Source organism: Aquiflexum lacus (genome assembly GCF_015476655.1).
Taxonomy (GTDB): Bacteria; Bacteroidota; Bacteroidia; order Cytophagales; family Cyclobacteriaceae; genus Aquiflexum; species Aquiflexum lacus.
This window is the reverse complement of the sequence record NZ_JABFHF010000011.1, coordinates 133523-145459: the sequence shown is the minus strand read 5'-3', so window position 1 is coordinate 145459 and position 11937 is coordinate 133523. Positions and strand designations below refer to the sequence as shown.

Sequence of the window (11937 nt, the reverse complement as noted above, 5' to 3'; positions counted from 1 at the left end):
AATACATTTTCATCAATCATGAAAATTTATTCAAATACATTTTTGAAAGTCTGACCAACAAAAAAGATATTAAAACCATAAACTAAATGGCTTTAAATTATTAAAAAATATTTTTTTTATGCCATTACCTTATTTTTTGAAATTTCCATCTCGGATATTTCCTGAATAAAATCAGGATAATTAACTTCCTTGATCAAAATAATCATGGTATGTGCAAACTCCTGCTTACAAACCTCGATGGAATAATTATAATCCATTGATTCATAATTAGTTATTCTTTTTTCATCAAACATATGCATTAATACTTCTTTGCTCTTAGACTTGATGCAAAGTTTGTCATGATTTTGAACACTGGAGACGACAGAGAAAGAACCTAGTAAAGAATTAATTATCATAATTGTAGCGTTTTATCATTCAGTTTGGTTTTGGTTCTATTTCTTATTGGAAGAAAGCCATTCTTTTTTTATTTGAATAATATGAACCTTGAATTACTCAGGTGATAAAGGTAGTTATTAATGAAACTACAAAAAATACCGTGAACAGGGTATTTTAATTAAGTAATAATCTACTTTCTTCTCAATTTAATTAAACTGGGAGGCAAATATAAAAAACATTAAACAAATTTTCAGGAAAAAGAAGAAGCTTTTACAGTTAATATAAAAACTCTTGTAAATTTTATACTTGAATCACAGCACCTTAAAATAAATATTCTGTTAGCAATTCAATTTGAGCCATATATTGGCCTGCCAATTTTGTTTATATAATGAATTATCATTTATATTTGCATCACTTTGAAAGGCAGCTATCGTCTCTTGAACAATTCTAGAGAGTTGGGTGAGTGGCTTAAACCAGCAGTTTGCTAAACTGTCGTACGTGTTAAAGCGTACCGGGGGTTCGAATCCCCCACTCTCTGCCATCGGTCCAAGTCCTTAGACTTGGACTTTTTTTTTGGTTATAAGCTTATTTTCAAGCAAGCCCCTAGCCTATTGCAGACAGGATGCCTACCTGTCAGGAAGGCATGGATATATCGGACATTTAAGGCTTTTGCAATGAATTAGATCGGATTACCATTTTACTGGCGTACTTGGGTATTTACATGCTTTTTTTACTCTCTTACACAAAATTATTTGTCGAAATTTCAAAGAAAATTTGATCAAAAAAAAGAAAGCAGGAAAAATTCCTACCCCCTTTTGATTAACAAAATTCCCCTTTTAATGTATTGAGTAATCTCTTTTTTTTTCAATTTCGTAATACGAATTTACTGAATCTATAAATTCAGAATCAGGATGAGATGGCCAGTTGTCTTTATCGAAACCGGGTGATTTTTCCAATTCTGCATTCTCGATTCCATTCCAAATGCTAGTTATAATCATTGGTATGATTTCCATCCTGATCGAATACTACTGATGTAATCTTGTCATCAAGTTTAAAGTGTACTTCAAAAAATATATTGTTTTCTTTTATTATGGTCCTGGATTCAACCACCTCTTGGTACTTTAAGCTAGAATCTATTCTGATTACGTTATAGACTGATATTGGTATGAAACCATTGTTTTGCTGCAGGTCAGTAGTATCCATTTCTATGTAACTTCCTGGATTGAGTGTGTCATCATTTCTAATTTCATTAGTTCTTTCATTTACATCATTTCCCCTTTCCGAATATTCCCTTTCGGTATTTTTGTGATCACAGGAAACAAAAATTAATCCGGTAAGAATAAGCAGAAATGCATGATGTTTTATTTGATTGGATTTCATAATCGTTTATTTAAAAGTTTTATGGATAATGATTTAGACGCCAATTTCCAGTATCTATTTCAAATTTTAATTGATTGTTTTATTGCCTCGGTTGAGAGCAAATGATTGTTTCAAAGAGATGTTCCAGACATTGAATCCGTTCAAAAAAAAGCAGGAATGTCGGTTGCCCCGCGCATTCCTACAAGATCTTCATGAATTAGTCTCCCTTCTCTGATCCCTCGGTTTTTACAATTTTATTGTAAACCCCAAATAAAAGAAAAGGTGCAGCCCACTGTCCTACAAAAAGGGCAGTATGATTTTTCCCCATAATCTTTAAAGCCAACGAAACAGCCATTGCTGAAACTGATGACCATAAAAAGACATCAGATGGGATTTGGGCAGTTTTTTGTTCAATCTCTTTGGCCACTTGGCCTTCCTTATTATGCTCTTTCATAATTTTATCATTTTTTAGTTTTACAAATGTTATAAACAACATATCCAAAAGTCATTCCATCGAGTATTCGACTTGACTTTATCCCTTACCAGCCTCTTTGGACAATGAATAGCTGCAAATAAATTTCCCCATTATGCTGTTAGTTGTTACATATTATACCCAAAATGGCTCAGTTTGAGTCCATTTGAAAAATCTATAATTACTCACTTTTACTTTTATTTCGACAGTTATAGTTGAAACGTGTCAGGAACAGAGGCTATAAACCGATATAATAGCTAAAAATGCCTATATCATTGAAAAAGAAATAGATATAACAAAATAAAGTTAGAGTGGATTGATTATTGAAAATCAGAGAGATTAAAAGATATATTTTCAGGAGAAAAACATTTTAATTCAAAATCAAATAAAACATCATGAAAAGCCAATTATTATTACCAGCCGTTATGTACAAAAATTACAATTTTTCGAAATCGGTCCAAAGAAAAAAGAAATCCAATAAAGAAAAAAGTAACGACATAAAACCCATAGACAAGGAGCACGGACAATAAGAGTTCTCTGGATGAATAAAGTAATCCCAGATAATTTTTAAAAATAGAGCAGGGAGAATAATTTTTACCTTAAGACATTAATATCAATAATTCAATTGGGTATATCCACAATTGGTGTCGTGCTTTTAATATTTTTTTGTTTTTGTGTTTATATTAAAATCACAGTCAAGCTACTTTCAAATCCACCAGCCAAGCAATTGAGGTCATATATATCCTTTTCAATTTTTTTGAAGCTGATCAATTGTTGCTAAAGCTTGATTTTCAGCATTAAACATTTTTTTTTATGTTACCATTCATTTACATTCTGTAACATATAATAACCAATTTATACTTTAATTATATAAATCTATCGGATATTATTGTAATACCATTTTCTTCTTTCCTAACTACTTTTGAGGTATTACATGTTTGCAGAGATTTTCCAATTTCTCATAAAAGGTACTGATCTGCTCTATGTATTCATTGGAAATACAATCAATTATTAAATACCCAAGACTATGAAAAGTATACTTGTTGTTGACAATCAGATATCGTTCTGTAACCTTTTGAAAAAGTTTTTGACTAAAAGTGGCTATCATGTAGAAACAACCACCCAAGCTTCACATGCAATCCAAATATTGAAAAAAAGCCCTTTTCAGGTAGTCATTTGCGATTACCGGTTACCAAATGCAGAGGGAAATGTCTTTTTCGAAATGATTAAAAGTGTATGTCCTGACGCTTCTGTTATTTTTACTTCTAACCAGATCAATCTCAAGAATGTAGTGACCATGATCAAAGAAGGAGCTTCCAGTTATTTATCAAAACCAATAAATCCGGATGAATTAGTAGAGATATTGGAAGAGAATCATTCTAAGAAAAAGAAAGCAGAAAATTCAGTAAAAAATATATATGAACAGACCGCTAATAAAAATCAATCCGAATATGTGGTGGGAAATAGTAAAAGAGCTAGGGAAGTGCAATTTAATTTGAATAAAGTAGGACCTACAGATTATTCTGTGATCATTGAAGGAGATACAGGAACAGGAAAAGAATCTTATGCAAGATTGATTCACCAAATCAGTAGCAGAAGGGCTCAGCCCTTTATTGCGGTCGATTGTGGTTGCCTTTCCAAAGAATTGGCAGGTAGTGAATTTTTTGGGCATGAAAAAGGCGCATTTACAGGGGCAGTATCTCACAAAACTGGTTTTTTTGAGATGGCCAATGGTGGAACGATTTTCCTTGATGAAATATCAAACCTTTCAAGCGATATCCAAATGGCCCTATTGCGTGCACTGCAGGAGAAAGTAATCAGGAAAGTAGGGGGAACAAAGGAAATCCCTATCGATGTAAGGATTATAACAGCAACAAATGAAGATCTCTTGGCCAAATCGGAGACATTGGGCTTTAGAGAAGACTTATTTTACAGGTTAAGCGAATTTGTGCTGAAAATCCCAACGCTGAAAGAAAGAGGTGAAGATATATTCCAATTTATTGACTTTTTTCTGGAAAAAACTTCTGAGGAACTGGGGAGGCAAGAAACACCAAAATTTTCGGATGAGGCCATGGGTTTATTGGAAACATACCATTGGCCCGGAAATATCCGCGAATTAAAAAATGCAATTCGTAGTGCTTGCTTGTATATTGACAAAAATAACTGTATTTCTGCTGCATCGCTTCCGGATAGAATCCGCAATAATAATGGATCATTAGCAGGTACTTACAAAGTTCCTGATCTATCGTACCACGAGAGCAAAAACTTTTCTAAAGAGGAAGAAAAAGACCTTAAATCAGTAGCATTAATGGCAGAGTCCGAAAAAATAAAAGAAGTTCTCAAAGATGTTAAATATAACAAGACCAAAGCTGCTCAAAAATTAAACATCCATAGAAAAACCTTATATAGCAAGCTAAAAACGATGGACATCGCCTATTGATATATTGGGCAATAAAATGCTCAAATTCAGGTATAAATATAGAAACATTAGAGATCAGTTGGAACCTGTTTTGTCCTTCAAAAATAGGGGTAATGGCATGGATTTTGCTTTTTTTAGTATGAACTAAAACATGATAACTATGAGCCAAACAACTGAAAAAATCAAAGGTAATTGGAATGAGATCAAAGGAAAGTTAAAGCAGGAATACGGGAATTTGACCGATGAAGACTTGCATTACGTAGTGGGCCAAGAAGAAGAATTGTTTGGTAGAATCCAAAGAAGGATCGGCAGACCCAAAGAAGAACTTGAGAATTTAATCCTCCGAACTGGCCGAATATAAGGATTTACAACGGATTGAAACGAAAAATACAATGGCAAAAAAAACCGATAATAGAATTAAGGATTTAGATCAATATGAAGCCCTAAGAGATAAAGGATATAGCAAGTCCAAATCTGCGAGGATTGCCAATACCCCAGATTCCGGAGTTAAAGGTGGGGAGGCAAAACAATACGAAGACCGGACTAAAGAAGAACTGTATCAAAAAGCCAAAGAGGTCGGAATAGAAGGGCGCAGTAAAATGAACAAAAAGGAACTCATCCATGCATTAAGGAATAATTGAGTTGATAAAAAAGTCCATCCAAAAAAGTAGATTATTTAAAAAAAGCCGCTTTTCAGGCTAGTCCATTTAATTTGGACTGGCCTTTCTTTATGGAAATCAATACGTTGAAAAGAGACATTTTTGCAGATACCATGAAGCCGATAATTAATCCCTAAGCCATTGAAATCCATATTCTGGATAATCGTGATTCATATTTCTCTGGAACTTTTTACACCTTGTTCGCTTCGGCGGATTATACTTTTTAATTTACCAAGAACCCAAACTAAAACTGACCCATCCCCTTCTGTGATTGACTACTGACATTTCTGCCCCATTATCCACGGCATTCGTCACATTATATTGGCTGATTTTTGTGCTTCGGTTATACTTGTGAGGTATTCAGATATTTATATTGATGAAAAGCAAAAAACCATTCTTTCTACTCATTGCCTTAGGAATTTTATGGAACCTCTGGCATTTCAGTCAAAACAAGAAAGAAACAAATCCGGAAAAGCATACTATTGAACTTCCCATTACCCTTAATTAATCCTCAAAATTTCCTTTAATTTAATTATTATTTCTCCCTATGAAAGATTCCCCCTTACCTTTTAGACAAATCGAATGGTGGATTGTCACCTTGGTCTTCCTTTCTATCATCATGATCAATATCCTGAATGCAGGTTTTATTTACTATAAACCTACAGATCAGCAGATAGCCGTTTATTTCGCAAAGCTATTTATCCCGGTTATCCTCTTCCTCTCCTTTTATTTTATCCACATGAAAATAATTCCCGGGTTTGAAAAAGAAAGGAAGTCATGGAAATATATTTTGTTTTTGATCTTGGTATTCTTTGGGTCATTTATACTCAGCGGGGCTTTTTCAACTGGTGCTGATATCACAGATGATTTTTTTATGCCATTTTATTTGGGGGCAATAGCCATTTATGGCGGCTATTTGCTATTAGCTTACATTCTCGAGCAGATTCTGACACCTCCCCGATTGGGTAACTATATCCTGTTCAACACTATCAGGCTTTTTGCAATTTACCTTTTCGTGATATTGTTCCTGATACAATTCCGAAAGTTTGGAACGGAGCCAATTGTTATGGTTTTTGCTGTAGTAATCCCGAGCATTGTATTCATTATTCTCTTTAATTTCTTTTTAATTTATGGCAATAGAAAAAAAGGCAAAACACAGCTTGCCAATTATTTTTTGGCACTATTGGAATTCTCTATTGCTTTGATTTTTCTATTTATAGCCATTCAAGTGGGAACTTTTGCTCCTGCATTTGTAGGCCTTGCAGCCATGATTTTGGTAGCAGTTGTTTTGGTTCCTGCCTCCAACCTCGTCTTCGAAAAATATGACGCCTACCTCGGAGAAATCAACACATTGTCCAATAAAGTATCCCAATCCAACGCCAACCTTGATTTTCTTCGCTCCCAGATCAACCCGCATTTTCTGTTCAATGCCCTGAATACACTCTATGGCACCTCGCTACAGGAAAGCGCTGAGCGCACTGCGGAAGGTATTCAGAAGTTGGGAGATATGATGCGATTTATGCTCCATGAAAACAATCAGGACAAAATTCCTGTAGAGCGGGAAAAGGAATATCTGGTCAACTATGTGGATTTGCAGCTCCTCCGAATCAAAGAGCAGGAAAACATTGAAATTGTCTTTTCAAAGGGAGAGGATTCCTGTTCAGGAGAAATCGCTCCGATGTTGTTGATTCCATTCGTGGAAAATGCCTTCAAGCACGGCATCAGCCTCCAAAAGAAATCCTGGGTGAAAATCAGTTTGAGATGTCTTGCAGGTTCAGTTCACTTGGATGTCAACAACAGTATCCATCGTTCCAATGATGATGATCCAGAAAGAAAATTCAGTGGCATTGGTCTGGAAAATGTCAGGCAAAGACTAGACCTGCTTTATCCCGGAAAACATGACTTGGTGATCAGGGAAAATGAGATGGAGTATTTTGTACATTTATCCATTAAATTATAATTTCCACCTTATTACTACCATATTTCGATTAAATCCCACCTTAAATGTCAAATATTTAAAAATGTTAACCGCAATTGCAATAGACGATGAACCGATGGCTTTGGAAGTGGTGAAGTCGCATGCTGCCAAAATCCCTTTTTTGGATTTGAAATCAACGTTTACAGATGCCATCAAAGCTTTGGAATACCTGAAAGAAAATCCTATCAACCTGATTTTTTTAGATATCAAGATGCCGGATATTTCGGGAATGGAACTTGCCACATTGATTCCAAAGGAAACCATGGTCATCTTTACCACTGCCTATTCGGAACATGCCGTCAAGAGTTTTGAACTGGATGCGGTGGATTATTTATTGAAGCCATTCAATCTCAGCAGATTTCTGAAAGCCTGCCAAAAAGCCCAAGAATGGAATGAACTCAGAAATGGTCAACCCAATGGTTCTATTTTTATCAAAACCGGATACGAACAAGTCAAAGTTAATTTCGAGGATTTATTGTTCTGTGAAGCCAATGGAAACTATGTGAGTTTTCACCTGCCCAATGATAAAATCCTTTCAAGAATGACCCTTTCCGAAACCGAAAAGTTACTTCCCCCCTTTTTTGTCAAATCCCACCGTTCCTTTATCGTCAATACCCAACACATCCAAAAAATCGAAAGGCATCAGCTTACCTTGGGAGGTAAACTAGTGCCTGTGAGTGGGAGTTTTTATGAGGAATTGATGGGGAAGGTTAAGGGGTTTTAAGGGATGAGGGATGAAGGTACCAAGTACCAAGAACAATGAACCAAGAAGGCTGAGCTAAGTGGAAAAGGGCGAAGGGAGAGAAGTTAGATTGATGATTTTAGATTGTTGGCTCCGTCATTCTGAACGTAGCCACTCTTACCTATTTATTTCTAACAAACCTCAATGCAAAGTGAAGAATCCTCGAATAGAAATAGCATAGACTTTAAGTGGCTGCTCTCAATGGCAAAGAAAAAATGCCGTAGGATTTCCTTCCGTAGGCACGACAAGATGGAAATTATAGCCCGGTAATTTTTATTGCCGGAGTCTATTCGATATATAATTCTTGGCACCTCGAATTACAAATTCTACTTAATAAAAAAGGTGTAGATCCAATCTACACCTAGAATTTTCGCTATTTTATTCCCAGATGAGAGATTTAAGGGTGAAGGAAAACTCACATCGGTTATCCTTTCTCCTTCATCCTTTTTCCTTCATCCTTCATTTCACAGCTTCCTCACCCAAATATTCCTATAACTTACCAAATCGCCATGATCCTGAAGTTTAATCGGCATTTCAGCAGGATGGGCTTTGTAGTTTGGTATTCCGATATATTCGGTCGGACCTTTGATTTCGGTGTTGTGCTGCACGAGAATGCCATTATGAATCACGGTAACCCTTGCCGGGGAAACCAACATGCCGTCAGCATTGAATTTCGGAGCGGTAAAGAAAATATCATAGGTATTCCACTCTCCCGGTGCTTTCATGGCATTGACCAAAGGCGGATGTTGCTTGTAGATACTTCCTGCCTGACCATTGGAGTAGGTTCTGCTTTCGTATGAATCCAATACCTGTACTTCATAATGGGACATTAAGAATATTCCCGAGTTACCTCTACCCTGACCTTCACCTTTAATAACGGTCGGGGCGGTCCATTCTATATGTAACTGCATATCACCAAATCCTTGTTTGGTTTGAATGTCTCCTGTTCTTGGAGTAACGGTAAATGCTCCGTTTTCCACTTTCCATTCTGGAAACCCGCCTGAACGTGAACTGACAAAATTATTGAGGTTATTGCCATCAAAAATGACAATGGCATCAGAAGGTGGCAAATGGTTTTGGGCTCCCGGTGTAACTTTTTTTGGAACAGGCTCCCAAAATTCAGTGGCTTCAGGTGGAAGTTTGATGTCTTTTTGTTGGGCTAAAAGCGGCAAAGCTGCAAATAGAATAACAACAACAATGGCATTTTTAAAGATTCGTATCATAGGTTTTTTTGGATTGAAATTAATTGACCCTCCAAATTAAGGCAATTCTTAAGCTTTCAAAAGCCGTTGATGGATTTTTGGTTTTTCATCTGCTGTCATACTGTTAAATTCCTCAAAAATTAATCTTATGCAAAAAAATATACTGTTATTGATCCTGCTCTTTTCGGTAATCATCCCGTCGAAAGCACAAAAAGATTATTACTTTCCCGGAGAAACATTTTCATCCGAAATACCTTCCCCTTATTCCTATTTTGGATACCATATCGGAGAATGGCATACCCGATATGACCGATTAGTTGGGTATTTTGAAAAGTTGGCTGAAACCTCCGACATGGCCGAACTCCATACAATAGGCCATACCAATCAACTTCGGCCTCAGGTTGTACTGATCATCAGTAAAAATCAAAATATCCAAAACCTTGAAAATATCCGGACCAACCATATCAAATTGGCAGATCCAAATCAACCCATGCCGGATGTGGCCAATATGCCTGCTATCATCAATTTAGCCTACAGTGTGCACGGCAACGAACCTTCAGGTGGAGAAGCGGCAATTCTGACAGCCTATTGGCTATTGGCGTCCCAAAGTGACTTGGCCAAAGAAATCAGAGAAAATGCAGTGATTTTGATAGACCCCGCCATCAATCCTGATGGAAGGGACAGGCATACCAATTGGGCCAATATGCACAAAGGCTTCCCTCCTGTTGCAGATCCTTTGGACAGGGAACACAATGAAATTTGGCCAAGTGGCAGAGTAAACCATTACTGGTTTGACCTGAACAGGGATTGGTTGCCATTGGCCCAAGTGGAATTGCAAAATAAAATTGCCTGGTACCATACTTGGTATCCCAATGTGGTTGGGGATTTTCATGAAATGGGTACCAACAGTACGTATTTCTTCGAACCCACCAAACCTTTCAGCAGCGAGAATCCTGTAATTCCAAGAAAAAACTATGAGGATATCAACAGCAAGTTTGCTGCTTATTTTGCAAAAGCACTTGATGACATTGGAAGCTTGTATTGGACCAAAGAAGTGTTTGACAACAGCTATCCGGGTTATGGATCTACCTATCCTGACATTCAGGGGGGCTTAGGCTTGGTATTTGAACAAGGAAGTTCCAGGGGTCATATCCAAAGTTCACAAAGAGGTGATATCACTTTTCAGTTTACCATCAGAAACCAATTGAAAACCTCCATTGCAACTATGGAAGGCGGTGTAAAAGAAAGGGAATATATGCACCGTTATCTACGGGAGTTTTTCCAGACAGGAGTCAATGAAGCCAAAACAGACCGTGCAAAAGCCTATGTTTTCGGAGATGAATTTGATGAATCCAAAAACAGGTTATTTCTAAAGTTACTTTTAGATCATAAAATAAAGGTAATTGAAAATGAGTCAAATATATCTTTGGAAGGAAAGTCTTTCAAGCAAGGAAAATCGTGGATAGTCCCTACTGCCCAACCGCAATACAGGATGGTTAGGTCCATGTTTGAAAAGGTCACCACCTTTGCTGATTCTGTCTTTTATGATGCTTCCGCTTGGACCATGGCCTTGGCTTATGGGATGCCTTATGCCGCTCAGACAGCAGTGGCTTCAGGAACCGAAGTTTCAACATTACCGGCGCAGAACTTAGAATTTCCAACTGATGGAAAATACGTCGCTTACTTGGTAGATTGGACAGATTATTTTGCACCCAAATTCCTATATCATATCCAAAAAGCCGGTGTTCATGTGGAAACCACAGCACTACCATTTACTTCAAATACCGATCAAGGTCAAAGGGAATTTCCTGCGGGTTCATTGATTATTCCCACTGCTTTTCAAAAACTTTCTGATAATCAATTGAGAGCGGCAATGATGTCTGCTGCCAAAGAATCAGGACAAAATATACATGCCACCACTACCGGCTTTAGTGCTAAGGGAATTGATTTGGGCAGCAATAATGTTTCTGCTGTTCAGCAACCCAAAGTACTGATGTTGGTCGGTCAGGGAACATCTCAATATGAAGCGGGTGAAATTTGGCATCTGATGGACACCAAAGTTGGTATGCCCATCACTAAAGTAGACATCAGCCTATTTGGAAGAGTCAACCTCTATGATTACAACACCCTGATTTTACCCTCCGGAAATTACTCTGCACTTTCCACAACCCAAATCAACCATTTGAAAGATTGGTTGTCCAGAGGTGGTACGATCATTTCCATGAGGATGGCGAGTCAATGGCTTCAAGCAAAGGAAATCGTCAAAGAGGAATACCTGACCGGTGAGAATGAGCAGTCTCCTGAGTTCCTTCCATTTGCCTCAAGAAGAGATTTTGGAGGAGCACAGGCTATTGGAGGAAGTATTTACCAGGCCAAATTGGACAATACCCATCCTTTGGCTTATGGCTATAGAAATTCAGAGTTACCTGTTTACAGAAACTCAACCATTTTCTTTAAACCTTCCAAAAACCCTTCCCAAACACCGGTGAGGTATACTGCCAATCCTCTTTTGGGAGGCTACATTTCTCCGGCCAATCTTGAAAAAGTCAAGCAAAGTGCCAGCGTAATTGTCTCCCCTGTAGGTCAGGGAAGGGTAATCCACTTTATCGACAACCCCAATTTCCGGGGAACATGGTTCGGAACCAACAAGTTGTTCTTCAATGCAATTTTCTTTGGGGATATGATGTGATCCATTGAATAATATAAATAAAGAGTCCATTTAAACCTGTCC

Annotated in this window: 10 protein-coding genes and 1 tRNA gene; 7 read left to right on the top strand and 4 right to left on the bottom strand. The window is 37.2% G+C overall.

The genetic code is table 11. The annotated features are described in order from the left end of the window. Positions 1–116 precede the first annotated feature (116 nt). The gene (locus HMJ38_RS12000) at positions 117–395 is read right to left on the bottom strand and encodes a hypothetical protein (RefSeq protein WP_194974638.1); all 279 of its coding nucleotides are present in this window, start codon (positions 393–395) and stop codon (positions 117–119) included. Positions 396–824: 429 nt separating this feature from the next. On the opposite strand from HMJ38_RS12000, the gene HMJ38_RS11995 reads away from it, so the two are divergent. Then, a tRNA-Ser gene (locus tag HMJ38_RS11995) sits at positions 825–916 on the top strand. A gap of 443 nt (positions 917–1359) precedes the next feature. Here the strand turns inward: HMJ38_RS11995 and HMJ38_RS11990 are convergent. Continuing rightward, a complete protein-coding gene (locus tag HMJ38_RS11990; protein WP_194974637.1) occupies positions 1360–1755 on the bottom strand; it encodes a hypothetical protein in 396 nt (131 codons plus the stop codon). A 196-nt stretch (positions 1756–1951) separates the two neighbouring features. Then, entirely contained in the window at positions 1952–2188 is a 237-nt protein-coding gene (locus HMJ38_RS11985) for a hypothetical protein (RefSeq protein WP_194974636.1), read from the bottom strand. A gap of 1045 nt (positions 2189–3233) precedes the next feature. Here HMJ38_RS11985 and HMJ38_RS11980 point away from each other — a divergent pair. The 5 genes from HMJ38_RS11980 to HMJ38_RS11960 all read left to right on the top strand — a co-directional run bounded on the left by HMJ38_RS11980 (position 3234) and on the right by HMJ38_RS11960 (position 7986). Further along, entirely contained in the window at positions 3234–4646 is a 1413-nt protein-coding gene (locus HMJ38_RS11980; RefSeq protein WP_194974635.1) for a sigma-54-dependent transcriptional regulator, read from the top strand. Between the two features lie 139 nt (positions 4647–4785). Further along, complete coding sequence (locus tag HMJ38_RS11975; RefSeq protein WP_194974634.1) at positions 4786–4986, top strand: CsbD family protein; 201 nt, start codon at positions 4786–4788, stop codon at positions 4984–4986. Positions 4987–5017: 31 nt separating this feature from the next. Continuing rightward, positions 5018–5266 (top strand): DUF7218 family protein, encoded by a 249-nt coding sequence (locus HMJ38_RS11970; RefSeq protein ID WP_194974633.1) that lies wholly within the window; start codon positions 5018–5020, stop codon positions 5264–5266. Positions 5267–5831: 565 nt separating this feature from the next. Further along, entirely contained in the window at positions 5832–7244 is a 1413-nt protein-coding gene (locus HMJ38_RS11965; protein WP_194974632.1) for a sensor histidine kinase, read from the top strand. Between the two features lie 61 nt (positions 7245–7305). Continuing rightward, positions 7306–7986 (top strand): LytR/AlgR family response regulator transcription factor, encoded by a 681-nt coding sequence (locus HMJ38_RS11960; protein ID WP_194974631.1) that lies wholly within the window; start codon positions 7306–7308, stop codon positions 7984–7986. 482 nt (positions 7987–8468) lie between these two features. On the opposite strand, the gene HMJ38_RS11955 is transcribed toward HMJ38_RS11960, so the two are convergent. Then, positions 8469–9227, bottom strand: coding sequence for a 3-keto-disaccharide hydrolase (locus tag HMJ38_RS11955; protein WP_194974630.1), 759 nt, complete (start codon positions 9225–9227; stop codon positions 8469–8471). A 127-nt stretch (positions 9228–9354) separates the two neighbouring features. Between HMJ38_RS11955 and HMJ38_RS11950 the strand changes: the two genes are divergently transcribed. Next, positions 9355–11895 (top strand): M14 family zinc carboxypeptidase, encoded by a 2541-nt coding sequence (locus tag HMJ38_RS11950; RefSeq protein WP_194974629.1) that lies wholly within the window; start codon positions 9355–9357, stop codon positions 11893–11895. Positions 11896–11937: the final 42 nt, after the last annotated feature.

Coding starts and splice junctions, on each gene's coding strand:
- HMJ38_RS11960 (WP_194974631.1), top strand. CDS start 7,306: ATGTTAACCGCAATTGCAATAGACGATGAACCGATGGCTTTGGAAGTG.
- HMJ38_RS11970 (WP_194974633.1), top strand. CDS start 5,018: ATGGCAAAAAAAACCGATAATAGAATTAAGGATTTAGATCAATATGAA.
- HMJ38_RS11955 (WP_194974630.1), bottom strand. CDS start 9,227: ATGATACGAATCTTTAAAAATGCCATTGTTGTTGTTATTCTATTTGCA.
- HMJ38_RS12000 (WP_194974638.1), bottom strand. CDS start 395: ATGATAATTAATTCTTTACTAGGTTCTTTCTCTGTCGTCTCCAGTGTT.
- HMJ38_RS11975 (WP_194974634.1), top strand. CDS start 4,786: ATGAGCCAAACAACTGAAAAAATCAAAGGTAATTGGAATGAGATCAAA.
- HMJ38_RS11990 (WP_194974637.1), bottom strand. CDS start 1,755: ATGAAATCCAATCAAATAAAACATCATGCATTTCTGCTTATTCTTACC.
- HMJ38_RS11980 (WP_194974635.1), top strand. CDS start 3,234: ATGAAAAGTATACTTGTTGTTGACAATCAGATATCGTTCTGTAACCTT.
- HMJ38_RS11965 (WP_194974632.1), top strand. CDS start 5,832: ATGAAAGATTCCCCCTTACCTTTTAGACAAATCGAATGGTGGATTGTC.
- HMJ38_RS11950 (WP_194974629.1), top strand. CDS start 9,355: ATGCAAAAAAATATACTGTTATTGATCCTGCTCTTTTCGGTAATCATC.
- HMJ38_RS11985 (WP_194974636.1), bottom strand. CDS start 2,188: ATGAAAGAGCATAATAAGGAAGGCCAAGTGGCCAAAGAGATTGAACAA.